This window comes from Bradyrhizobium sp. CCBAU 11434 (assembly GCF_028128895.1).
In the GTDB taxonomy this organism is placed as follows: Bacteria; Pseudomonadota; Alphaproteobacteria; order Rhizobiales; family Xanthobacteraceae; genus Bradyrhizobium; species Bradyrhizobium zhengyangense.
In genome coordinates, this window is sequence record NZ_LBJX01000011.1 from 47200 (window position 1) to 70850 (window position 23651).

Below are 23651 nucleotides of genomic sequence, written 5' to 3' on the forward strand. Positions count from 1 at the left end.
GCATCACCCGGGCGCATGAGCCAGACATCGATCGAGCGGCTGAGGGAATATCTCGCGCAGCTCCCGCCGCAGGCGCAGGCGCTGCTGATGCGGGAGTTCGAACGCGCGCTTGAGCGCGGCCAGGACACGGCTGTCGCGACCCTCGTGCTCGATCAGTTGCGCAGGATCGTGCGCAAGAGCGAAGCCGACGAAGCCCCGCCGCCACGAACCGATGATCTGTCACGGTTGCTGTTCCAGGTGCTGGAACCGTTCCTGGTGGAGGCTGGCGTTCCGATCCGGGTCGGCCAAATTCGCCGCTCCTCGCTGCATCCGATCTGGCAATGGCTTGGCCGCGATGGCGTCCCCGACAAGATCAGCGAATTCGAGGCGGCGCTGGCGCGCATGCCGGCGACGGACAGTTCAGGGCAGGTCGAAGCCCTGGCACTCAAGCTCCAGGCCGTGGCCGCGGACGCCATCTTCGAGCTAACGGGCCCGGGCGGCGGCGACAAGTCACGTGCGCTCGCCCGCGTCGGTCCGCCCAACGTGATCGAGGACCTCTATTCGATCGGCGCAGTGCTCGCCGTTCGCGAGGCCCTGGGCACGCTCAATGAAAAGCTGCCGCGCTTCCTGCGTGCGTTCGGCGATCCCCAGATCGCCTCGGTGACCGCTGCGCTCAACATTCCAGTGCTGCAGACGCCTCAAATGCTGCCCTTTGCGCTGACCGTGGTGGTCCAGCGCATGACCGCGCCGTGGCAGATCATTCGCCTCGCCATCAAGATCGCTGCGTCCGACGACGAGATCCGCGTCGCGGCGACCCCGTATGGCGTCGCGGTCACGATGGCGTTGCACGATCTGTCCCGCGTTGCCGCCAATTTGCGCATGGACATCAAGCGCGGCCATTTCGAGACCGTCGCCGACAATCTGAAGACGCTGCACGACGGCGTCCGCGGCCTGCGCACCGAGCTCGACCTGCGCAACGACTCCCCCTGGGGCAAGCAGCTGACCTCGATCCGGGCCGACATCTCCAATGCCCTGCAATCGGAGATCGACAGCGTTCCCGGCCGGGTTCGCCGTATCCTGCGCCAGCGCCCCGAAAAGGACATCCCGCCCGGAGCACGGATCGACACCACCGAAGTCGAGGAAACCGTGGCGCTGATCGATTTCGTCGCGACCTGCCGCAACTATGCCAGCGAACTTGCGATCAACGAGGTGACGCTGCGCACCTATTCCGACCTCCAGCAATATGTCGAACGCTCGACCGAGCAGGCGGTGCAGTCGCTGCGCGGTGCAGATCACAAGGTCCGCGCCTATCGGCAGCAGCAGGTGCAGGCCGCGATCCGCTTCTGCCAGGTGCTGTTCGGCGATGATTACGCCTCGCTGATGAGCCGCGCCGCGGAGAACGCCGCGACTGGCGAGCGCAAATCGACGCGCGCAAGCTGATTCAAGCGCATCCTTTCGTGATCACAATTTGTAGTTGACGGTGCGCGTTGTGAGCCCTACGCTCACCGTGCAAGTTTTTGGAATTCTATTTGTGGGCGCATGAAACCCATTATCAGCTCCATCGAAATTGAGAACCGCGTCATTGTTGCCAAGTATCAGAGGCTGATGGTCGGCGCGAAGGTCGTGCTGGTCGAAAAGGCGAGCGGTCGGCAACTGTCTGAGACGGTCACCCGGGTTGCGTCGCCTGTTCCCGTCGGGGCCTTGCGGATCAGATTGCCTGACGCCATCGAGCCGGGAACATACTTCCTGAGGGCCTTCAACGGGCACGGCGAGGACGCGGCTCAGAGCACCGACTTCGAGATCGGCTAAGCCGTTGGATTTTCACCAGTTCGGGACGGTGTGCGCTCGCGCTGAATTGACAATTGTCAATTGCCGCATCGTCCGGCCGTGGTGTAAAGCCACGTACAGGCGCGGTTCGCGCGCTGCCGGAAGCTTGCCTGATGACGCTATGGTTCGTGTTCGCGCTGATGACGGTCGCGGCGATGTTCGCCGTGCTCTGGCCGCTCGGCCGTGGCGGGCGTCCCGACAATCAGGGCAGCGAGGTCGCGGTCTACAAGGACCAGCTGGCAGAGATCGAGCGTGACCTTGCCGCGGGACTGATCGCCGCGCCGGAAGCCGAGGCCGCGCGAATCGAGATCAGCCGCAGGCTGCTTGCCGCTGACAGCAGCGAGACCTCGCTCGCGCCGAATTCGAGCCTGAAATGGCGCCGTGCGGCATCCGTTCTCGCGCTCGTCGGCCTGCCTTTGGTGGCGGTCGCGATCTACGTCCCGCTTGGCTCGCCCGCGCTTCGTGATTTCCCGCTGGCGCAACGACAGCGCGGCACGGGGCCCGGCATGGCGCAGTCGCTCGAGAATCTCGTCGTGCAGGTTCAGCAGCATCTGGAGAAGAATCCGACCGACGGCCGCGGCTGGAACGTGCTTGCACCTGTGCTGGAGCGGCTCGGCCGCTTCGACGAGGCGGTGCGCGCCTATCGCAATTCGATCACCTACAATGGCGAGAGCCCGGAGCGCCGCTCCGATCTCGGTGAGGCGATCACGGCCGCTGCCAACGGCGTGGTGACGGCGGAAGCCAAGGCCGAGTTCGAGCGCGCGCATGCGCTGAGCGCTGATGATCCCAAGGCGAACTATTTCCTCGGCCTCGCTGCCGAGCAGGACGGCCGTAAGGATGACGCAGCCAATATCTGGCGCGTGTTGCTGGCGAAAGCGCCTGCGGATGCGCCGTGGCGGCCGCTGGTGCAGGCCTCGTTGGCGCGGGTTGGCGGTGGCGGCGTGACGATGCCGGCACTATCCGACGAGACCGTCGCGGCATCAAAGGAGATGAACGACGGCGATCGCAACGCGATGATCCGCGGCATGGTCGAACGTCTTGCCACGCGTCTCAAGCAGAACGGCGACGACGTCGAGGGTTGGCTGCGCCTTGTGCGCGCTTATCTTGTAATGGGCGATCGCGACAAGGCGCTTGGTGCCACCACCGACGCCCGCCAGGCGGTCGCCAAGGATGCCGAGCGGCTGCGCCAGCTCAACGAAGGCCTCAAGAATCTCGGGCTCGACGGATGATTGTCGCAGCGCGAGCCGAGCGGAGAACGGATACGCCATGACGCGCAAGCAGCGACGTATGACCATCATCGGCGGCTCGCTCGCCGTGCTCGCGCTCGCCGCCGCGCTGGTGCTCAATGCCTTGCGCGACTCCATCGTGTTCTTCTCGACCCCGACCATGGTGGCCGAAAAGCATGTCGCTCCCGGCAAGCGCTTTCGCCTTGGCGGCCTGGTGCAGCCGGGTTCGCTCCAGCGCGGCGACAATCTCGCGGTGACGTTCGAGGTTGCCGATGGCGGCGCCAAGCTGCCCGTCGCCTACAAGGGCATCCTGCCTGATCTGTTCCGCGAAGGGCAGGGCGTCGTCGCCGAGGGCGCGCTCGATGCCCACGGCGTGTTCAAGGCCGACACCGTTCTGGCCAAGCACGACGAGACCTACATGCCCAAGGATGTCGCGGATGCCCTGAAGAAGCAGGGGCATTGGAAAGACGATTACGCTGGAAAGCCTGCGGCGACGACGGCGCAGGGCAATTCGCAAGGAGCAGTGCGGTGATCGCGGAAGCCGGACATTACGCGCTGGTGCTGGCGCTCGCGCTGGCGCTGATCCAGTCATTCGTGCCTGTCATCGGCGCGCGCTTGCGCGATCCCGCGCTGATGAACGTGGCGCGGTCGACCGCTCTGGCGCAGCTGCTGTTCGTCGGCGCCTCGTTCATTGCGCTTGTGACGTTGCACGTGAACTCGGATTTCTCCGTCGCGAACGTCTACGAGAATTCGCACTCCATGAAGCCGCTGATCTACAAGATCACCGGCGTGTGGGGAAACCATGAAGGCTCGATGCTGCTCTGGGTGTCGATCCTCGCCCTGTTTGGCGGGCTGGTCGCGGCCTTCGGCAACAACCTGCCGCTGTCGCTGCGTGCACATGTGCTGGCCGTCCAGGCCTGGATCGCGAGCGCCTTCTATCTCTTCATCCTGATCACCTCGAATCCGTTTCTGCGCATCGCCAATCCGCCGATCGAGGGACGCGATCTCAATCCGGTGCTTCAGGACATCGGTCTCGCCGTGCATCCGCCGATGCTCTATCTGGGCTATGTCGGCTTCTCGATCTCGTTTTCCTTCGCGATCGCGGCGCTGCTCGAGGGGCGGATCGACGCGGCCTGGGCGCGTTGGGTGCGGCCGTGGACGCTGGTCGCCTGGATATTCCTGACGCTCGGCATCGCGATGGGCTCCTACTGGGCCTATTACGAGCTCGGCTGGGGCGGCTGGTGGTTCTGGGATCCGGTCGAGAATGCCTCGCTGATGCCATGGCTCGCCGGCACCGCGCTGCTTCATTCGGCGCTGGTGATGGAGAAGCGCAACGCGCTGAAGGTCTGGACCATCCTTCTGTCGATCCTGACCTTCTCGCTCTCGCTGCTCGGCACCTTCCTGGTGCGGTCGGGCGTCATCACCTCCGTGCACGCCTTCGCCAACGATCCGACCCGCGGAGTCTTCATTCTGCTGATCCTCTGCCTGTTCATCGGCGGCAGCCTGTCGCTGTTCGCCGGACGCGCGACCTCGTTGAAGCAGGGCGGCCTGTTCGCGCCGATCTCGCGCGAGGGTGCGCTGGTGCTGAACAATCTGCTGCTGACGGTGGCCTGCGCCGTCGTGCTGTTCGGCACGCTCTATCCGCTGGCGATGGAAGTGCTCGCCGACTTCAAGATGTCCGTCGGTGCGCCCTTCTACAATCTCAGCTTCGCGCCGTTGTTCGTCCTGCTGCTGCTCGCGGTGCCGTTCGGGCCGATGCTGGCGTGGAAGCGCGGCGATCTGCTCGGCGTCACCCAGCGGCTGCTGGCGGCCGGCGTCGCCGGCCTTGTCGTGATCGCCATCGTCTGGGCCTGGACGCGCGGCGGCAGCGCGCTGGCGCCGCTCGCGATCGGGCTTGGGGTCTTCGTCATCGCCGGCGCCGTGACCGATATGGCTGAGCGAACCGGCCTGTTTCGCCTGCCGTTTGCCACGACGCTGCACCGTACGCGCGGCCTGCCGCGCTCGGCCTGGGGCACCGCCTTTGCGCATGCCGGTCTCGGCGTCGCGCTGATCGGGATCGTCTGCGAGACCACCTGGAACAGCGAATATATCGCGACGATGAAACCGAACGACGTGGCGCAGGTCGCTGGCTATGATCTGAAGCTCGACGGCCTGCTCGAGCGTCAGGGGCCGAACTACCGCGAGATGGTCGCGCAGTTCAACGTCAGCCGCGGTGGCGAAGCGCTCAGCGTCATGACGCCGTCGAAGCGTAGTTTTACCACGCGCGGTTCCTCGACCACTGAGGCTGCGCTTTTGACTCGTGGCGCGAGCCAGCTCTACATCTCGCTCGGTGACGTCACCGCTGACGGCGCGATCGCGGTCCGCATCTATCACAAGCCGTTCGTGCTCCTGATCTGGTGGGGGCCGGTGCTGATGGCGTTCGGCGGCATGCTGTCGCTGTCCGATCGGCGCTTGCGTGTCGGCGCGCCGAAGCCGGCGCGGGCCAAGCAGCGCCTGCAACCGGCGGAGTGATCGATGCGCCGGATGGTGGCCGCAATTGTCGCACTGATGCTGCTGGCAGTTCCTGCGGTGCATGCCGTGCAGCCCGACGAGATCATGTCGGATCCCGTCAAGGAAGCCCGCGCGCGAGAATTGTCGCGCGAGCTGCGCTGCATGGTCTGTCAGAACCAGTCGATCGACGATTCCGATGCGCCGCTCGCGCGCGACCTGCGGCTGCTTGTACGGGAGCGGATCGCAGCCGGCGACAGCAATTCGCAGGTGCTCGATTTCCTGGTCGCGCGTTACGGCGAGTTCGTGCTGCTGAAGCCGCGTTTCGAACGGCAGACCATGCTGCTCTGGCTGCTTGCGCCGCTGCTGCTCGCCGGTGGTGGCTTTGCGCTGTGGCGGCAAAACCGCCGTCGCGCGCGGGACGGTGCGGATGTACCGACGCCGCCGTTGACACCGGACGAAGAGGCGAAGCTCGCCGCGTTGATGTCCGAAGACGCGAAGTCCTCTTGAGTCTACGTAGTGATACGTAGGGTCTCGGGCGGAGCGCGTTTCATGCTCTGTTGACCTTTGTCTGGAAGCTTGTCGCAAGATTCGATTCCAGATCTTGAGTCCTCAAGCCATGTTCACGAACAGCAATCTGACGATCCGCTTTCTGGTTGGCGCCGTCGTCGCTGCATTATTGTTCCTGCTGGGCATCGGCGGCGGCACCGGCTTCGTCGCCGTGCTCTATCTCAACAACGAGATCACCAGCCTGTCATCTGACTTTGCCGCGCTGAGCGGCCCTGTGCGCGACCACGCGATGCAGATCTACCAGCAGGCGCAGACCGCGTTCTCCTGGTTCCTGGTTGCCTGCGGCATGATCGCAATTATCGCCGTCGCGATCTGCTTCACCACATGGTTCGCCGTGCGAAACGGTATCCTCAATCCGCTGGCGGCGATCGTGCATGCCATGCGCGAGGTCGCCGACCAGAAGTTTGAGACACCGGTTCCGGGCCTCGGCGGCACCAACGAGATCGGGTTGCTCGCCGGAGCGCTCGAGGTGTTCAAGACCAACGGGCTCGAGCGGCGGCGTCTGACCGAGCAGCAATTGCACGAAGCGCAGCACCAGGCCGAACGGTCGAAATTCCTGGACGCGCGGATCAAGCGCTTCAACGAACTCGTCGCCAGCGTGGTCGACAGCGTGGCATCGTCGGCTGTGCACCTGAAGCGCAATGCCGAGACGCTGTCGCAGACTGTCAACGACACCAGCACAAAGGCCAATGCGGTCGCGAGCGGTGCGAGCCAGGCCAGCGCCAGCGTGCAGACGGTCGCGGGCTCGGCCGAGGAGATGACGACCTCGATCGGCACGATCAGCCGGCGCGTCACGGATGCGACCCAGCGCGCCGAGGGCGCCGCAACCCAGGCCGGAAAGAGCCGCGATACCATCCACGCGCTCTCGGATGCCGCCGACAAGATCGGCGAGGTCGTTCAGCTCGTGCAGGCGATCGCATCGCAGACCAATCTGCTCGCGCTCAACGCCACGATCGAGGCGGCGCGTGCAGGCGAGGCCGGCAAGGGCTTTGCCGTGGTGGCTTCCGAAGTGAAGAGCCTCGCGGACCAAACCAGCAAGGCGACCGAGGAGATCACCTCGCACGTCGCCAGCATCCAGGGCATCACCGCGGAGACGCGCGGCGCGATCGACGCCATCTCGAAGACGCTGTCGGAGATCTCGTCGATCATGTCCGGGATCGAGGTCGACACAGCCCAGCAGCGCAACGCCACGCAGGACATCAGCCGCAGCGTCCAGGACGCCGCGCGCGGCACGCTCGACGTCTCCAACCACATCGTCCAGATCACCTCGACGTCGGCGGAGACCGGCCGCATGGCTGCCGAGGCCCGGGATTCCGCCGTCGACCTGTCGCAGCAGGCCGAAACCCTGAAGCGTGAAGTTGATGAATTCATCGCCAGCGTTCGGGCGAGCTGAGAGCGCTTCGGCGCCGATCTCCGGAACCGTGTTAAGTTCCTGTCAGATCACGATTTTCGGTCTGCGCTAAACTGCCGCATGCCGGCACGGTGTTTATTACAAAAGTTTAACCCGCCCGTCAGCGCGCGGTAAGGCGCAAGTCCCCATGTTCAGGTCCGTAAAGGTGCCGCCATCAGGCACCACATGGATTTCTAGGCCCTGGAGACCTGCATGACCGACCGTCCCGACCTCACGAACCTTCCCTCCTACCGGCAGCCCCGCCGCTCGGTGTTGTCAGCCCGCAGGATCGCGCTGATGGCCTCGGTCGTCGCCGGTCTCGGCATCGCCGTCCACGGCTTCAGCCCGTCGACGTCGCCTGCGGACCTGTTCTCGAGCCCGGCGCACGCGCAGGTCAACAACGAGGTCAAGAAGGTCGAGCGTCCGATCGGTTTCGCCGACATCGTCGAGCGCGTGAAGCCCTCGGTGATCTCGGTCAAGGTCAACATCAAGGAGAAGGCCGCGAGCAACGATGATGGCGACGACGCGCAGTCGCCGTTCCAGCCGGGCTCGCCGATGGAGCGCTTCTTCCGCCGCTTCGGCGGTCCGGATGGCATTCCCGGCCTGAAGGGCGGTGGTCGTGGCCGCGTTGTGCAAGGCCAGGGCTCAGGCTTTTTCATCTCGGCTGACGGCTTTGCGGTGACCAACAACCACGTGGTCGACGGCGCCGACAAGGTCGAGGTCACCACCGATGACGGCAAGACCTACAGCGCCAAGGTGATCGGCACCGACCAGCGGACCGATCTCGCGCTGATCAAGGTCGAGGGCGGCTCGAACTTCCCGTTCGCCAAGCTCGCGGACAGCAAGCCGCGGATCGGCGACTGGGTGCTCGCGGTCGGCAATCCCTTCGGTCTCGGCGGTACCGTTACCGCGGGTATCGTCTCGGCCAGCGGTCGCGACATCGGCAACGGCCCCTATGACGATTTCATCCAGATCGACGCTCCCGTGAACAAGGGCAATTCCGGTGGTCCGGCGTTCGACACCAACGGCGAGGTGATGGGCGTCAACACCGCGATCTACTCGCCCTCCGGCGGCAGCGTCGGCATCGCCTTCTCGATCCCCGCCGCCACGGTGAAGAGCGTCGTCGCTCAGCTCAAGGACAAGGGCTCGGTCAGCCGCGGCTGGATCGGCGTGCAGATCCAGCCCGTCACCTCTGATATCGCGGACAGCCTCGGCATGAAGAAGGCCGAAGGCGCGCTGGTTGCGGAGCCTCAGAAGGATGGTCCGGCCGCGAAGGCGGGCATCGAATCCGGCGACGTGATCACGTCGGTCAACGGCGACTCCGTCAAGGATGCGCGCGAGCTCGCCCGCACCATCGGCGGCATGGCGCCCGGCGCGTCCGTGAAGCTCAACGTGCTGCACAAGGGCCAGGACAAGGTCGTGAACCTCACCCTGGGCCAGCTGCCGAACATGGTCGAGGCCAAGGCCGACACCGATAACGATAACGGCAAGGGCGCCAGCAAGGGCACCGACGTGCCGAAGCTCGGCATGACCGTTGCGCCCGCCAACTCCGTGGCCGGCGCCGGCAAGGACGGCGTCGTGGTCACCGAAGTCGATCCGAAGAGCGCCGCGGCCGAACGCGGCTTCAAGGAAGGCGACGTGATTCTCGAAGTCGGCGGCAAGAGCGTGAGCACCGCCGGCGACGTCCGCGACGCCATCAACACGGCGCGGACCGACAACAAGAACAGCGTCCTGATGCGCGTGAAGAGCGGCGGCCAGTCGCGCTTCGTCGCAGTGCCCATCGCCAAGGGTTAACGAGGGCTGAGCCTCAGGAAGCTTACGACGTGAAGGGTGTCGCCGGCATCAGTCGCCCCCGCCGCCGGCACTCTTCCGGGGAGCAGCGCAACGCTTGCTCCCCCTACCTACCTTCCGGTGGAAATACGCCCCCCTCCGTCGGAAGGCCTAGGGCGGTGAGGTCCCCCCAGCTTCACCGCCCGCCTTTTTGACTACCCGGGTCTCGTTCACTCGGCTTGCATGCGATTGCCGCTCGCGCCATGTTTAGAGAAGGTTGACCTCCTTGACCGCCGCCGAACGCACGATGCGCCTCCTCATCATCGAAGACGACCGCGAATCCGCCGACTATCTCGTGAAGGCGTTTCGCGAGGTCGGGCACATTGCCGACCACGCCGCTGACGGCGAGGAAGGCCTCGCCATGGCCGAGAGCGGCGATTACGACGTGCTGGTGGTCGATCGCATGCTGCCCAAGCGCGACGGGCTGTCGCTGATCGGCGCGCTGCGCGACAAGGGCGACACGACGCCGGTTTTGATTCTCTCCGCGCTCGGTCAGGTCGACGACCGCATCAAGGGTCTGCGCGCCGGCGGCGACGACTATCTGCCAAAGCCCTATTCCTTCGCCGAGCTGCTCGCCCGCGTCGAGGTGCTGTCGCGCCGTCGCGGCGGACCCGCCGAGGACACGCTCTATCGCGTCGGCGACCTCGAGCTGGACCGGCTCTCCCACCGCGTCGCCCGCGGCAAGGACGAGCTGACGCTGCAGCCGCGCGAATTCCGCCTGCTCGAATATCTGATGAAGCATGCCGGCCAGGTGGTGACGCGCACCATGCTGCTGGAGAACGTCTGGGACTATCATTTCGATCCGCAGACCAACGTGATCGACGTGCACATTTCGCGGCTGCGCTCCAAGATCGACAAGGGCTTCGAGCGGCCGCTGCTGCACACGATCCGCGGCGCCGGGTACATGATAAGAGATGGCATTCGATAGAAGCCTTGAGCGCCGCTGCGGCGCACTGCATTCCTGCGCCCATGTGCTCGTCGGTGGGCTGCTGCGTCTCGGTGGTTGAGCATGGTCTGAAACCGCAATTGCCATTGCGGTCAGGGGCGGTCTACTTGAGAAAAGTAAAACATACCCCTTGAAGTTGTATGACGCTCGCTGCTATTGTTGGGCGATTTTAGATTTGATCTACGTCCCCGTTTTGTTTGAAGGGCAGCTCCCGTTAGATCAGTTCACCGGCTGATTTTGCAGCCGATGTAACCCGAAGAACAATTGTGGGCGCGGCTCGAAATAGCCAGTCGTTTATTTGCTTCTCCGATCAGGAGTATGCGCATGTTGGATTCAATAACTGTTGAGGAAAAGAATTCGCTCCAGCGAGCTTGGTCTGGCGCTGCAATCACCGAAAGTACGCCAGCCGGTCCAGAGAAGGCGGCATTTCGCGGGGTCAACTTACGGCTTGACCTTTTGAAAGCTCTCCAAGCCACGTGGGAGACGATAAAGATCGCTACCAAAGTCAAACTTGCCCTCTATACGGCGCCCGATTTGGCGACAATGCTAGAGATTGGAGTGGAATCGATCAGCGCGGCGCACACGATTCTTGAGTCGCTTGTTCAGACGATGCGTCCAATCGACTACGTCACCTACATAGTTCTCTCGCAAAAACCTGCTGGCATGACCCAAGCCGAGCTAGAGTCGGCTGTGAACGATTTGCTGGATCATGGAGAAAATCGCGATGAACTCTCCTGGTATCTCCGCATATCCGCTGATCGCTTCGCTCGAGCTAGCCAAGCCAGGCAAGGAAAATGGATGGACAAGGTCCTGGAAAAATTGTCCGACGTCGATATGATTGAGCGAGAGGGAGATCTCATAAGATTTAAATCGCGAAATTTCAAATTTGGTTGGCAGCCAGACTGAGGGACGGAACGGCGATGTTCAGTCCCAGTCTCATCTCTATGATGATTCACAGTCTTGGGCCGGGATCAAGCGAGCAATCTCTGTTCCCTCTGCCATTTCCAATTTCTCCAAAGCCGAAGTGTTTGGTTCGGTGTTCGTTGGAAGAAATAGCTAAAGAGCTGCTGTCCGTTATTCGCCACAGACCGGGTCCATGGCCCGCGCTTCCGGTCAATGGTCGTACGACTCGCTCCGTGGAAGAGTTGCTTGGAAGCGCTACAAAAGGTGCTATCGAGTATCGGAGATTTGAGACAGGACAGTTCTTTTGGGGACGGGTGCCGCTCGATCGGCTCAGCGATCTTTTTGCATCGTCGTACGCGGTTCCTTCTGATACCGAATATCTCGACCTGGGCACGCCGGTTCGTGCGTTAGGTAGCGGCTCAACATATGATCAGCGCTGTCGCGCCTTACTGGGAAAAGCTGCTGATTCGCCAAGCAATCTTGGCGGACGTCCTGCGAAAGTTGGCGCTGCCATAGTTGATATGGGGGTTACGTCGCTCGTCGCGCCCGATGACTATGGCGGAAAACTGCGGCATGCGGTGACTTCAGGAGTTGAGCTCTCGGACCACGCGGAAAAAGTGCTTTCCGTCCTGCTGGATCGCCTGGATCACAAAGGAGATTTGAAGGATACAACGATAAGCTGCGCCCTGGTCAAACCTCCTTCGCATCAGATCGGACTTGGGCGTCCATGCTTCGATCAAGCCTGCACGCCAGAAGTACTTAGCGCCTTGCAGGCTCTCGAGCCTCAACTGACCGCGGACGGGATTCCCGTTGCCGTCAATATGTCGCTAGGCACTCACGTAGGGCCGCACAATGGCTCTTCACCGCTTGAAGATTACATAGCCACGACATTCGTCACATCCGATCGTTACGTTGTCGCTGCTGCCGGTAATGAGGGGGGCAAGGGATGCTCCGGCAAGCGGACAATATTAGCAAATGAGCCTGAGTATCTCCCGCTACGCATCGCAGCGAATTGCAAGGAAGTCCTTGTCGAATTTTGGTGGGATGAATCTTCGGCCAAGGGGGTTTCGATCGACGCCGATATCTATGAAATCGTCGGAGGTGGTTCGCCCATCAACCATGGCACGCTGACGATCGATGGGTCGATCGCAGGCTCGCTTCTCACCACTGCTTCGATTGGCCTTCCAGGAACGCTCGCGACGCACTCCCTCTTCACGGCGAAATGCCAAAACAATTTCAGTTGCATTGCTTTCGCCCTGAGCGCGATAGGACTAGCGTCAGCATTGCCCCAGATGTTGGTGCGCTTCAAGTTGGAAGCGACACAGGATGTTGCGGTCAATAGCTGGATCGTGATTGCGGAGGATGCTTCTGGCGTTACAGCATTTGTGGAGGGGGGACCGGAGGGAAGCATCTCGGTGCCTGCTACAGAGGAAAAGGTTCTTAGCGTTGCTGGCCTGCGGGCTTCCGGTCAAATGTGGGAAGGTTCATCCCGAGGGCCGTCGGCCGAGTATGATAGAACGCGAAATCCTACCGGGTCTCCTTACATGGCGCACCTGGCCGATCTTGCCGGAGGAGAATATGGAACCAGCTTTGCGAGTCCTCGTGCATGCGCTGATGCTGTCGTGACGCTTAATTCGGCCAAGCGTTCAAAGTGCACGGATGTTGCTACGTTACTGGTCGAGACCTACGGACTTAAGGCATTGCCGAATTGGAATCCTCGGTTTGGATACCATAAGCAGAAGAGCTAAATTGCGGTACTCCGTAACCCGCACCGTTGCGTTCCTTCAATTCCGATCAGCTTTGCCGATTTTGGCTTACGAACGCCAGAGCCGCGGCCGAGGACAAGGCGGCATCTGCGGTAAGCATTCTTCAAGTGTGGCGGTCCCCCGCACCCGCCACTTTTCCGGACTGCTGGTTAGAGGGGCGGCGCGACCAGAGTAGGGCGCCAGCTTTCTTCGATTTAATTTGGTTAGAGCCCAGCAACACTGTATGGCATAATTAGCGAGACTAAATCATTGAAACAAAGTCGGAAATTGGGGCGCCGGCTTTCCTGTCGTCGCATCGGGTTCTGGACGGATGTATAATCGTGACGGCATTCGGTAAACTCGTCCGCACCACGGCATTCCGGCTGACGCTGGTCTACCTGTTCCTGTTCGCGATTTTCGCGGCCTCGCTGCTCGGCTATTTCGCCTGGAATACGCGGCGGCTGATTACCGAAGAGATCACGCAGACGGTGAATGCCGAGACCTCGGAGATCAACGAGATCTACGGCCGTCGCGGCCTGTTCTTCGTCGCGCGTGCAATCGAGTACCGGTCGTTGCGGCCGGGCGCCAATCTCTACCTCCTGACCTCGCCCACCGGCCAGGCGATCGCCGGCAATGTCGGCTCGCTGGCACCGGGCGTGATGGCGACCATTGGCTGGTCCGAGACCGCCTATCGGCGGATCGAGGATACGGATGACCGCGACCATCGCGCGCTCGTTCGGGTCACCGAATTGGAAAATGGCTTTCGCCTTTTGATCGGCCGCGACCTCGCCGAGCGGCGGCGGCTGTTCGGCATCGTCGCCAAGGCCGCGCAATGGTCGATCTTGATCGTCGTCGTGCTCGGCCTCGGCGGCGGCGTCTTCGTCGCGCGCAGGGTGTTGACGCGCATCGACGCGATGTCCGGCACGGCGCACCGCATCATGATCGGCGATCTCAGCGAGCGCCTGCCGGTCGGGCGCAGCGGCGACGAGCTCGACCGCCTCGCCGAGAACCTCAACGCCATGCTCGAGCGGATCGAGGCGCTGATGTCGGGGCTCAAGGAGGTCTCCGACAACATCGCCCATGACCTCAAGACGCCGCTGACACGGTTGCGCAACCGCGCCGAGGAGGCGCTGGCGAAATCCGGTTGCGAGGCCGACTATCGCGCCGCGCTGGAGCGGACCATCGAGGAGTCCGACGGGCTGATCCGCACCTTCAACGCGCTTCTGATGATCGCACGCGCGGAGTCCGGTCAGGCGCGCGGCAACATGGACGATTTCGATGCCGCCGACGTCGCAGGCGGCATTCACGAGCTCTACGAGCCGCTCGCCGAGGACGACGGCATGACCTTGAAGGTCAAGACGGAAGCAGCGCCCATCCACGGCAATCGCGAATTGATCAGCCAGGCGCTCGCCAATCTGGTCGAGAATGCGATCAAGTACGGCAAGCCGGCCGCGCAGCCGGCGGGGTCAGTGGTTAGCATGGACTCGAGGCAGATCACGATCGAGGCGAGGCGCGAAGGCGATCAGGTGCTACTCAGCGTCACCGATCGGGGCCCCGGAATTCCGGAAGGCGATCGCAAGCACGTCGTCGAGCGCTTCGTGCGGCTGGAAGCGAGCCGCACCATGCCCGGCTCCGGCCTCGGCCTCAGCCTCGCGTCTGCCGTGGCCACATTGCACGGTGGCGAATTGCGGCTGAGCGATGCCCAGCCCGGTCTTGTCGCCACGCTGGTGCTGCCGGCACGCGCGGGGGCCGGCGACAGGGTTGCTCCTCCAGTAGCGGATGTGCCACAGAAGGTGGCATGAACCACTCCGCGCCGGGAAACGCGGACAAGCATGGTGAGAGCCTGGCCGCGCGCTTCGCGGAGGCTCCCCATATTGCCGCTTCCGCATCAGACGAACGACGCTTTGAAGGCTGGCTGGCCGGGCTCGAGCCGGCACCATCAGCCCGTCTGGACGCGCTGCTGGTCCATCCGCTTGTCCGGACTATTCTCGCCGCCATCGCGGAATTCTCGCCTTATTTGTTCGATCTGGTGCGCGCCGATCCGATCCGCCTGATCCGATTGCTCGAATGCGATCCGGATGCGCATCTCGCCGCGCTGATCGCGGAGGCGAGGGGTGCCGTGATTGCCGCACCTGACGAGGCCGAGGTGATGCGGCTGCTTCGCCGCATGAAGGCGGAGGCCGCGCTGCTGATCGCGCTGTGCGATATCGGCGGGGTCTGGCCGGTGATGCGGGTGACGGCGGCATTGACCGATCTCGCGGTTTCCTCGGTGCAGGCGGCGCTCCAGTACCTGCTGCGTCAGGAAGCCGCACGCGGGAAAATTCTGCCGCCCGATCTGGAAGCGCCGGAGGTCGGCTGCGGCCTGATCGTTCTCGCCATGGGCAAGATGGGCGCCGGCGAGCTGAACTATTCCAGCGACATCGATCTTATTGTGTTCTTCGACCCCGATGCCACGACGCTTGTGCCCGATATCGAGCCGCAGCCGTTCTTCGTCCGGGTGACGCAAGGCATGGCGCGCATCCTCCAGCAGCGCACCTATGACGGTTACGTGTTCCGCGTCGATCTGCGGCTGCGGCCCGATCCATCCTCGACGCAAGTCGCGATCTCGCGCGACGCCGCGCTGAACTATTACGAGCGGGAAGGGCGCACCTGGGAGCGCGCCGCGATGATCAAGGCGCGGGCGTGTGCCGGCGACCCCAGAGCGGGCGAGGCGCTGCTCGCCGAAATCGCACCCTTCGTCTGGCGCAAGCATCTCGACTTCGCTGCGCTTGCCGACGTGCACGACATGAAGCGCCAGATGCAGACCTATCGCGGCCAGAGCGAGATCGCGGTCGAGGGTCACAACGTCAAGGTCGGCCGCGGGGGCATCCGCGAGATCGAGTTCTTCGCCCAGACCCAGCAGCTGATCGCGGGCGGCCGCCATCCGGAGCTGCGGGTACGGCCGACGCTGGCCGCGCTCAATATCCTCGCCGCTCGCAACTGGATCACCTCTGCGGCCCGCGACGAGCTGACCACGGCCTATGAATTCCTGCGCCGGGTCGAACATCGTCTCCAGATGATCGCCGACGAGCAGACCCATGCGCTGCCGGAGGACAAGGAGGCGGTCGAGCGCTTCGCCTGGTTCTTCGGTTATGCCAGCCGCGAGGCCTTCGCGCGCGACCTGTTGCGCCAGCTCGAGATCGTCCAGGGGCATTACGAAAAGCTGTTCGAGGGCGATGATCCCACCGGCACGGCAAGCCTGCCGGCGATCGACTATCGCGCCGGTCCCGATGATCCGCGCCTGCTTCAGCACTTGACGACGCTCGGCTTCAAGAAGCCCGCTGCCGTGGCCCAGACCGTCTGCGACTGGCTCACCGGCGACTATCGCGTATTCCGCAACAAGCAGACGCGCAGCGCTTTCGTCGAGTTCGTGCCGGCTTTGATAGAGGGCCTGGCGCATGCGGAGGAGCCGGACCGCGCGGTGACGGCATTCGATCACTTCCTGAGGGCGCTCCAGCGCGGCGGCAGGCTGATCACGCTGCTGAGCCAGAACCGCGATCTCGTCGCGCTGGTGGCGCTGGTGCTTGGCGCGGCGCCCCGGCTCGGCGAGATGCTGGCGCGGCAACCGCAGTTGATGGACGGTCTGATCGATCCGCGCTTCTTCGGCGCTATGCCGGATCGTCAGGAATTGTCGGCACGGCTTGCGACCACGGTGCAGGACGCGGGCTCCTATGAGGAGTTTCTGGATCGGCTGCGCCTGTTCGGACAAGAGAGCCTGTTCCTGATCGGCACGCGCATCTTGTCCGGCACCGTCTCGGCGCAGCAGGCGAGCACGGCTTTTGCCGACGTCGCCGAGGGCATCGTTCACACCGTGCACGGTCTCGTCGCCGATCGCTTTGCTGCCCAGCACGGCCGGATCAAGGGGCAGGAGACGGCGATCATCGCCATGGGCCGGCTCGGCAGCCGCGAGATGACCGCGTCATCGGATCTCGATCTGATCCTGCTGTACGATTTCGACAGCGATAATCCGGACTCGGACGGCGAGAGGTCACTGCAGGGCGCGCACTATTTCGCCCGCCTCACCCAGCGCCTGATCAGCGCCTTCACGACCCGCACCAATTACGGCGTGCTCTACGAGATCGACATGCGGCTGCGGCCCTCGGGGCGCGCAGGTCCCGTGGCATCGAGCCTTGTCTCCTTCGCGGACTACCAGGCCAATGAGGCCTGGACCTGGGAGCACATGGCATTGACGCGCGCGCGCGTGGTGTCGGCGTCGGGAGAATTCACGGCGCGCATCGAGAGCATCATCCGCGACGTCCTGACCCGCCGTCGCGATCCGGTCACCACCGCCAACGACGTCGCCGACATGCGCCGCGCGATCGCGCAGGAGAAGGGCGAGACCGATTATTGGGACTTGAAGTACGCGTCGGGCGGCATGGTCGATATCGATTTCATCGCCCAATATCTCCAGCTCGTCCATGCCCACGACAAGCCTGACATTCTCGATGTCTCGACGGTGCAGGTGCTGGAGAATGCAGCCAGACTCGGCGTTCTGCCGCAGTCGGAAGCGGAGATCCTGCGGGCGGCCGCGCGGCTCTACCACGATTTGACGCAGATCCTGCGGCTCTGCGTCAGCGACCGCTTCAAGCCGGAAACGGCGGGCACCGATCTTCAGCGCGTGATGGCGCGCGCCGGCGATGCGCCGGATTTTTCCTCGCTGGAGGCGCGCGTGAAGGAGACGCAAAGCGAGGTGCGGAGCGTGTTCAGTGCGCTTCTGGAAGGGAAGCCGTCTGCTTGAGCGAGGTGAGGGCTTCGAGCACGTTCGGCTCCAGGCCCGCGCCGCCGGCATCGAGATGTGCGAAGATCGCGCGCTTCATCCGGGGATCCCAGAATTTCTTGATGTGGTCGGCGATGCCTGGCACGGCCTTGTCGTGGCCCTGGCTGCGGAAGAAGGTGCCGATCTGGTTGGCCATGTAGACGAGGCGGTCAGGCGACGACATCGATGATCTCCTGAGCACAATGAGCCGCGACGCGGCCCTGGCGCGTGAACACTTCAAACCCGTCGCTGCGGGCAATTGCAATCAGCGTGATGCCGGCAGCCTCCGCGGTGCGGACCGCAAGCGCGGTCGGTGCGGAGACCGCGACCATCACAGGCGCACCGATCGCAGCCGTCTTCTGCACCATCTCGACCGAGACGCGGCTCGTCAGCAACACCATGCCGGCGCTTGCATCCGTGCGGCTGCGGGCCAGCGAGCCCGCGAGTTTGTCGAGTGCGTTGTGGCGGCCGACATCTTCGCGCAGCGCCACGATGCCGTTCGGCGGCGACCAGAACGCGGCGGCGTGAACCGCGCGGGTCTGCATGTTGATCGATTGAAGGGGAGCGATCGCCTGCATCGCAATCATGATCTGTTGCGGCGTGAATATCTGGCCCTCTCGCACGATCGCCGCGGGCCGTATGGCCTCGGCGATGGACTCGACGCCGCAGATGCCGCAGCCGGTGGGACCTGCGATGTGGCGGCGGCGCTCGCTGATGCGCGCGGCGTTCTCTGACTCCAACCACATGCGCAGCTCGATGCCGTCATCGAGACGGACTACATCGAGCGACTTGATGTCGTCGACCGATTTGATGATGCCTTCGTCCAGGCTGAAGCCGACGGCGAAATCTTCGAGGTTCTGCGGCGTCCCCATCATGACGGCATAGGTGCCGCCATTATAGGTCAGCGCCAGCGGCGTCTCCTCCGGGACCAGCCGTGTCCCTTCCGACGTGACACCGTCGCGCCAGTTTTCGCGGTCGATAGCCTGGACCGGCACGTGCATGCGGTTACTCCGCGGCCTCAGCGGGCGCGATGCGGCGGGAGTGCCGGGCCTGCTCGTCGTAGCTCTTCTGCCAATCGGACGGCCCGTTCGAGGGCGAGATCTGCACCGCCGTGACCTTGTATTCCGGGCAGTTGGTGGCCCAGTCCGAATAGTCTGTGGTGATGACGTTGGCCTGCGTGTCCGGGTGGTGGAAGGTGGTGTAGACGACGCCAGGCGAGACGCGGTCGGTGATTTCAGCGCGCAGCGTGGTCTCGCCGGCCCGGCTCGTCAGACGCACCCAGTCGCCGTCGCGCACGCCGCGCAGCTCGGCGTCGTGCGGATGGATCTCGAGCCGGTCCTCGCCATGCCAGACCACGTTCTCGGTGCGCCTTGTCTGCGCGCCGACATTGTACTGGCTGAGGATGCGGCCCGTGGTGAGCAGCAGCGGGAAGCGGGGGCCGGTGCGCTCGTCGGTTGCGACATATTCGGTGACGATGAACTTGCCCTTGCCGCGGACGAAGCCGTCGATATGCATCACTGGCGTGCCTTCCGGCGCCTTCTCGTTGCAGGGCCACTGCACCGAGCCGAGCTCGTCGAGCTTGGCGTAGGAGACACCGGTGAAGGTCGGCGTCAGCGCCGCGATCTCGTCCATGATCTCGGAGGGATGGCTGTAGTTCATCTCGAAGCCCATCGCCTTGGCGAGGCCGATGGTAACCTCCCAGTCGGCCATGCCGTTCTTCGGCGTCATCACCTTGCGCACGCGCTGGATGCGGCGCTCGGCGTTTGTGAAGGTGCCGTCCTTCTCGAGGAAGCTCGAGCCGGGCAGGAAGACGTGAGCGTAGTTCGCGGTCTCGTTCAGGAAGAGGTCGTGGACGATGACGCACTCCATCGCCGACAGCGCCGCCACGACGTGCTTGGTGTTGGGATCGGACTGGAGAATGTCCTCGCCTTGCACATAGAGGCCCATGAACGTGCCTTCGATAGCAGCATCGAACATGTTGGGAATGCGCAGGCCCGGCTCCGGGTTGAGCTTGACGTTCCAGAGCGCCTCGAACTGGTCGCGCACGGCATCGCCCGAGATATGACGATAGCCGGGCAGCTCGTGAGGGAACGAGCCCATGTCGCAGGAGCCCTGCACGTTGTTCTGGCCGCGCAGCGGGTTCACGCCGACGCCGGGACGGCCGATATTGCCGGTCGCCATCGCGAGGTTCGCAATCGCGATCACGGTGGTCGAGCCCTGGCTGTGCTCGGTGACGCCGAGGCCGTAATAGATCGCACCGTTGCCGCCGGTGGCGTAGATGCGGGCGGCTTCGCGCAGCACGTTCGGATCGACGCCGGTCAGGATCGCGGTCGCTTCCGGGCTGTGCCTGGGCTGGGCCACGAAGGCGGCCCATTCCTCGAATTCGCTCCAGTCGCAGCGCTCCCGCACGAAGGCTTCGTTGACCAGCCCCTCGGTGACGATGACATGTGCCAGCGCCGTCACGACGGCGACGTTGGTGCCGGGCATCAGCGGAAGATGCAGCGCCTTCACATGCGGCGATTCCACCATCTCGGTGCGGCGAGGATCGATCACGATCAGCTTTGCGCCTTGGCGCAGCCGCTTCTTCAGGCGGGAGGCGAACACGGGGTGAGCCGAGGCCGGATTGGCGCCGATGATGACGGCAACGTCGGTGTCCTCGACCGAGTCGAAGTCCTGTGTGCCGGCCGAGGTGCCGAAGGTCTGGGACAGGCCATAGCCGGTCGGCGAGTGGCAGACGCGGGCGCAGGTGTCGACGTTGTTGTTGCCGAAGCCGGCGCGGATCAGCTTCTGCACCAGATAGGTTTCTTCATTGGTGCAGCGGGATGAGGTGATGCCGCCGATGGCATCGCGCCCGTACTTCGTCTGGATGCCGCGCATCTTGGCGGCGGCAAACGAGAACGCCTCGTCCCAGGACACCTCCTTCCAGGGATCCTCGATCCGCTCGCGGATCATCGGCTTGAGAATGCGTTCCTTGTGGTTGGTATAGCCCCAGGCGAAGCGGCCCTTGACGCAGGAATGGCCGCGATTGGCCTTGCCGTCCTTGTACGGCACCATGCGCACCACTTCCTCGCCGCGCATCTCCGCCTTGAAGGCGCAGCCGACGCCGCAATAGGCGCAGGTGGTGACGACGGAGTGCTCGGGCTGGCCGATTTCGATCACGGATTTTTCCGTCAGCGTTGCGGTCGGGCAGGCTTGCACGCAGGCGCCGCAGGACACGCATTCGGAACCAAGAAAGCTCTCGCTCATGCCGGGCGAGACGCGGCTGTCGAAGCCGCGGCCAGAAATGGTCAGTGCGAAGGTGCCCTGCACCTCTTCGCAGGCGCGGACGCAGCGCGAGCAGACGATGCACTTCGAGGGATCGTAGGTGAAGTAGGGGTTGGACTCGTCCTTCGGCATCCAGGCGGGATTGACCTCGCCATTGGTCTTGGCGAAGACGTGGTTCTCGCCCTCATAGCCGTAGCGTACTTCGCGCAAGCCCACCGCGCCGGCCATGTCCTGCAATTCGCAATCGCCATTGGCGCCGCAGGTGAGGCAGTCGAGCGGATGGTCGGAGATGTAGAGCTCCATCACGCCCTTGCGCAGCCTCTTCAGCCGTTCGCTCTGGGTGTGGACGACGAGGCCGTTCATCACGGGCGTGGTGCAGGAGGCCGGCGTGCCGGCGCGGCCCTCGATCTCGACGACGCAAAGCCGGCAGGAGCCGAACGCGTCGACCATGTCGGTCGCGCAGAGTTTCGGGATCTGGTGGCCAGCATCCATCGCGGCGCGCATGATCGAGGTGCCCTCGGGCACCGTGACCTCGTTGCCGTCGATGGTCAGCGTGACCATCGTGGTCGATTTGGAACGCGGCGTGCCGAAGTCGATTTCTTCGATCAGAGACATTGTCGTTCTCCTATTCCGCGGCCTGAAGCGTGGTCGGGGCCGGGATAAAATCTTCCCGGAAGTGCTTCAATGCGCTGAGCACGGGGTAGGGCGTGAAGCCGCCGAGTGCGCAGAGCGAGCCGAATTTCATGGTGTTGCAGAGGTCTTCGACCAGCGCGAGGTTTTCAGCCACGCGTTCGCCGTTGATGATCTTCTCGATGGTCTCGACGCCGCGGGTCGAGCCGATCCGGCAGGGCGTGCACTTGCCGCAGGATTCGACGGCGCAGAATTCCATGGCGAAACGTGCCTGCTTGCGCATGTCGACGCTGTCGTCGAACACGACGATGCCGCCATGGCCGATCAGGCCGTCGCGCGCCGCGAAGGCCTCGTAGTCGAACGGCGTGTCGAACAGGGCGCGGGGGAAATAGGCACCGAGCGGGCCACCGACCTGCACCGCGCGCACCGGGCGTCCCGTGAACGTGCCGCCGCCGATGTCGTCGACGAGCTCGCCCAGCGTCACGCCGAACGCCGTCTCGAACAAGCCGCCGTGGCGGATGTTGCCCGCGAGCTGGATCGGCATCGTGCCCCGCGAGCGCCCCATGCCGAAATCGGCATAGGCCTTGGCGCCTTCGGCGAGGATGAAGGGGATGGCCGCGAACGACAGCACGTTGTTGATGACGGTCGGTTTGCCGAACAGGCCGTAATGCGCCGGCAGCGGCGGTTTTGCGCGCACCAGGCCACGACGGCCTTCGAGGCTCTCCAGCAGCGAGGTCTCCTCGCCGCAAACGTAAGCGCCGGCGCCGACGCGCACTTCCATGTCAAAGCTATAGGTCGAACCGCCGATCTTGTCGCCGAGATAGCCGCCACGCCGCGCTGCCTTGATCGCGGCATTCATCGCCTCGACCGCATGCGGATATTCGCTGCGGATGTAGATGTAGCCTTTGGTGGCGCCGACGGTGATGCCGGCGGTGGTCATGCCCTCGATGACCAGGAAGGGATCGCCTTCCATGATCATGCGATCGGCAAAGGTCCCGCTATCGCCTTCGTCGGCATTGCAGACGATGAATTTGCGGTCGGCCTTGGCCTGCGCCACCGTCTTCCATTTGATGCCGGTCGGGAAGCCTGCGCCGCCGCGGCCGCGCAGGCCCGACGCCGTCACTTCGTTGAGGATCGCGTCCGGGCCGAGCGACAGCGCGCGCTCAAAACCTTTGTAGCCGCCATGGGCGCGGTAGTCGTCGAGCGAGCGCGGATCGATCACGCCGCAGCGGGCGAAGGTGAGGCGGGTCTGGCGCTTCAGCCAGGGGATTTTGTCGGCGATGCCGAGCCGCAGGGCGTGCGGACCATTGTTCGCCATGGATTCAAGCACGGAGGCGACGTCCTCGGTGCCGACGGGGCCGTAGGCAACGCGGCCCCCAGGCGTCGCCACCTCGATCATCGGCTCCAGCCAATGCAATCCGCGCGAGCCGGTCCTGATGATCTCGATCGACAAGCCACGCTGCTGCGCGATCTGTTCGAGCGCTGTGACGACTTCATCGGCACCGACTGCAACGGCCGTCGCATCCCGGGGAACGAAAATCTTCATGTTCATCGCTGCGCCTCCGCAACCAGCGCATCGAGGCGCTTCTCGTCGAGCCGGCCGACGAGGCGACCGTCGAGCATCGCCGACGGCGCGGTCGAGCACAGGCCGAGGCAGTAGATCGGCTCCAGCGTGACCCGATCATCCGCTGTGGTGTTGCCAAGCGAAACGCCGAGCTTCGATTCAGCGCGCGCGGCCAGCGCATCGCCGCCGGCGGCCTGGCAGGCCTCGGCGCGGCACAGCTTCAGCACGTGGCGGCCGGCCGGCTTGTGGCGGAAGTCATGATAGAACGTAAAGACGCCATGAACCTCGGCGCGCGACAGGTTCAGCGCCTGCGCCACCATGGGAATCGCGGCCTCCGGCACGAAGCCGAATGCTTCCTGGAGAGCGTGCAGAATCACCAGCGTCGCGCCTTCCTGGCTGGCATGTTCGGCGATGATCTCCGCGCCGCGCGTCTCGTCCCAAGGTTCAAAAACCGCTGTCATTCTTCGTTCTCAGATTGAGCGTCCCTTCCGCGCA

Annotated in this window: 18 protein-coding genes; 13 read left to right on the forward strand and 5 right to left on the reverse strand. The window is 64.0% G+C overall.

The genetic code is table 11. The features are described from left to right. Positions 1–15 precede the first annotated feature (15 nt). From XI06_RS07855 to XI06_RS07915, 13 genes are all read left to right on the forward strand, one after another. Positions 16–1419: a hypothetical protein gene (locus XI06_RS07855; RefSeq protein WP_237859300.1), complete on the forward strand. Its 1404-nt coding sequence runs from the start codon at positions 16–18 to the stop codon at positions 1417–1419. 99 nt (positions 1420–1518) lie between these two features. Continuing rightward, on the forward strand, positions 1519–1788 hold the full coding sequence (locus XI06_RS07860) for a hypothetical protein (protein WP_237859298.1): 270 nt from the start codon (positions 1519–1521) through the stop codon (positions 1786–1788). 131 nt (positions 1789–1919) lie between these two features. Beyond that, complete coding sequence (ccmI, locus tag XI06_RS07865; protein ID WP_237859295.1) at positions 1920–3035, forward strand: c-type cytochrome biogenesis protein CcmI; 1116 nt, start codon at positions 1920–1922, stop codon at positions 3033–3035. 37 nt (positions 3036–3072) lie between these two features. Then, positions 3073–3564: a cytochrome c maturation protein CcmE gene (gene ccmE, locus XI06_RS07870; protein ID WP_237869947.1), complete on the forward strand. Its 492-nt coding sequence runs from the start codon at positions 3073–3075 to the stop codon at positions 3562–3564. After that, positions 3561–5543: a heme lyase CcmF/NrfE family subunit gene (locus tag XI06_RS07875; protein ID WP_237859292.1), complete on the forward strand. Its 1983-nt coding sequence runs from the start codon at positions 3561–3563 to the stop codon at positions 5541–5543. The genes ccmE and XI06_RS07875 overlap by 4 nt, the downstream gene beginning before the upstream one ends. A 3-nt stretch (positions 5544–5546) precedes the next feature. After that, positions 5547–6029: a cytochrome c-type biogenesis protein gene (locus tag XI06_RS07880; RefSeq protein ID WP_237859290.1), complete on the forward strand. Its 483-nt coding sequence runs from the start codon at positions 5547–5549 to the stop codon at positions 6027–6029. A gap of 109 nt (positions 6030–6138) precedes the next feature. Beyond that, positions 6139–7482 (forward strand): methyl-accepting chemotaxis protein, encoded by a 1344-nt coding sequence (locus XI06_RS07885; protein ID WP_237859289.1) that lies wholly within the window; start codon positions 6139–6141, stop codon positions 7480–7482. A gap of 210 nt (positions 7483–7692) precedes the next feature. Beyond that, entirely contained in the window at positions 7693–9273 is a 1581-nt protein-coding gene (locus XI06_RS07890) for a Do family serine endopeptidase (RefSeq protein ID WP_271604997.1), read from the forward strand. A gap of 283 nt (positions 9274–9556) precedes the next feature. Continuing rightward, positions 9557–10237 carry a response regulator transcription factor gene (locus tag XI06_RS07895; RefSeq protein WP_188099318.1) on the forward strand — a complete coding sequence of 227 codons (681 nt, stop codon included), beginning with the start codon at positions 9557–9559 and terminating at the stop codon, positions 10235–10237. A gap of 342 nt (positions 10238–10579) precedes the next feature. Then, entirely contained in the window at positions 10580–11161 is a 582-nt protein-coding gene (locus tag XI06_RS07900; protein ID WP_271604998.1) for a hypothetical protein, read from the forward strand. A gap of 230 nt (positions 11162–11391) precedes the next feature. Beyond that, positions 11392–12906 carry a S8 family serine peptidase gene (locus tag XI06_RS07905; protein ID WP_237859286.1) on the forward strand — a complete coding sequence of 505 codons (1515 nt, stop codon included), beginning with the start codon at positions 11392–11394 and terminating at the stop codon, positions 12904–12906. A 338-nt stretch (positions 12907–13244) separates the two neighbouring features. Further along, entirely contained in the window at positions 13245–14705 is a 1461-nt protein-coding gene (locus tag XI06_RS07910; RefSeq protein ID WP_237859285.1) for a sensor histidine kinase, read from the forward strand. After that, on the forward strand, positions 14702–17680 hold the full coding sequence (locus XI06_RS07915; protein WP_237859284.1) for a bifunctional [glutamine synthetase] adenylyltransferase/[glutamine synthetase]-adenylyl-L-tyrosine phosphorylase: 2979 nt from the start codon (positions 14702–14704) through the stop codon (positions 17678–17680). The genes XI06_RS07910 and XI06_RS07915 overlap by 4 nt, the downstream gene beginning before the upstream one ends. On the opposite strand, the gene XI06_RS07920 is transcribed toward XI06_RS07915, so the two are convergent. Genes XI06_RS07920 through XI06_RS07940 form a run of 5 tightly spaced genes read right to left on the reverse strand, consistent with a single transcriptional unit; the run spans position 17646 to position 23617 of the window. Next, positions 17646–17882, reverse strand: coding sequence for a formate dehydrogenase subunit delta (locus tag XI06_RS07920; RefSeq protein WP_237859283.1), 237 nt, complete (start codon positions 17880–17882; stop codon positions 17646–17648). The genes XI06_RS07915 and XI06_RS07920 overlap by 35 nt on opposite strands. Continuing rightward, positions 17869–18699 carry a formate dehydrogenase accessory sulfurtransferase FdhD gene (fdhD, locus tag XI06_RS07925; RefSeq protein ID WP_271604999.1) on the reverse strand — a complete coding sequence of 277 codons (831 nt, stop codon included), beginning with the start codon at positions 18697–18699 and terminating at the stop codon, positions 17869–17871. The genes XI06_RS07920 and fdhD overlap by 14 nt, the downstream gene beginning before the upstream one ends. Positions 18700–18703: 4 nt before the next feature. Further along, complete coding sequence (fdhF, locus tag XI06_RS07930) at positions 18704–21577, reverse strand: formate dehydrogenase subunit alpha (RefSeq protein ID WP_271605000.1); 2874 nt, start codon at positions 21575–21577, stop codon at positions 18704–18706. A 10-nt stretch (positions 21578–21587) separates the two neighbouring features. After that, positions 21588–23144 carry a formate dehydrogenase beta subunit gene (locus tag XI06_RS07935; RefSeq protein ID WP_271605001.1) on the reverse strand — a complete coding sequence of 519 codons (1557 nt, stop codon included), beginning with the start codon at positions 23142–23144 and terminating at the stop codon, positions 21588–21590. After that, on the reverse strand, positions 23141–23617 hold the full coding sequence (locus XI06_RS07940; RefSeq protein ID WP_237859279.1) for a formate dehydrogenase subunit gamma: 477 nt from the start codon (positions 23615–23617) through the stop codon (positions 23141–23143). The genes XI06_RS07935 and XI06_RS07940 overlap by 4 nt, the downstream gene beginning before the upstream one ends. Positions 23618–23651 lie beyond the last annotated feature (34 nt).

What these genes read in the sequence shown, in the direction of transcription:
- XI06_RS07855 (WP_237859300.1), top strand. Translation starts at nt 16, where the DNA reads ATGAGCCAGACATCGATCGAGCGGCTGAGGGAATATCTCGCGCAGCTC.
- XI06_RS07860 (WP_237859298.1), top strand. Translation starts at nt 1,519, where the DNA reads ATGAAACCCATTATCAGCTCCATCGAAATTGAGAACCGCGTCATTGTT.
- ccmI (WP_237859295.1), top strand. Translation starts at nt 1,920, where the DNA reads ATGACGCTATGGTTCGTGTTCGCGCTGATGACGGTCGCGGCGATGTTC.
- ccmE (WP_237869947.1), top strand. Translation starts at nt 3,073, where the DNA reads ATGACGCGCAAGCAGCGACGTATGACCATCATCGGCGGCTCGCTCGCC.
- XI06_RS07880 (WP_237859290.1), top strand. Translation starts at nt 5,547, where the DNA reads ATGCGCCGGATGGTGGCCGCAATTGTCGCACTGATGCTGCTGGCAGTT.
- XI06_RS07885 (WP_237859289.1), top strand. Translation starts at nt 6,139, where the DNA reads ATGTTCACGAACAGCAATCTGACGATCCGCTTTCTGGTTGGCGCCGTC.
- XI06_RS07890 (WP_271604997.1), top strand. Translation starts at nt 7,693, where the DNA reads ATGACCGACCGTCCCGACCTCACGAACCTTCCCTCCTACCGGCAGCCC.
- XI06_RS07895 (WP_188099318.1), top strand. Translation starts at nt 9,557, where the DNA reads ATGCGCCTCCTCATCATCGAAGACGACCGCGAATCCGCCGACTATCTC.
- XI06_RS07900 (WP_271604998.1), top strand. Translation starts at nt 10,580, where the DNA reads ATGTTGGATTCAATAACTGTTGAGGAAAAGAATTCGCTCCAGCGAGCT.
- XI06_RS07915 (WP_237859284.1), top strand. Translation starts at nt 14,702, where the DNA reads ATGAACCACTCCGCGCCGGGAAACGCGGACAAGCATGGTGAGAGCCTG.
- XI06_RS07920 (WP_237859283.1), bottom strand. Translation starts at nt 17,882, where the DNA reads ATGTCGTCGCCTGACCGCCTCGTCTACATGGCCAACCAGATCGGCACC.
- fdhD (WP_271604999.1), bottom strand. Translation starts at nt 18,699, where the DNA reads ATGCACGTGCCGGTCCAGGCTATCGACCGCGAAAACTGGCGCGACGGT.
- fdhF (WP_271605000.1), bottom strand. Translation starts at nt 21,577, where the DNA reads ATGTCTCTGATCGAAGAAATCGACTTCGGCACGCCGCGTTCCAAATCG.
- XI06_RS07935 (WP_271605001.1), bottom strand. Translation starts at nt 23,144, where the DNA reads ATGAACATGAAGATTTTCGTTCCCCGGGATGCGACGGCCGTTGCAGTC.
- XI06_RS07940 (WP_237859279.1), bottom strand. Translation starts at nt 23,617, where the DNA reads ATGACAGCGGTTTTTGAACCTTGGGACGAGACGCGCGGCGCGGAGATC.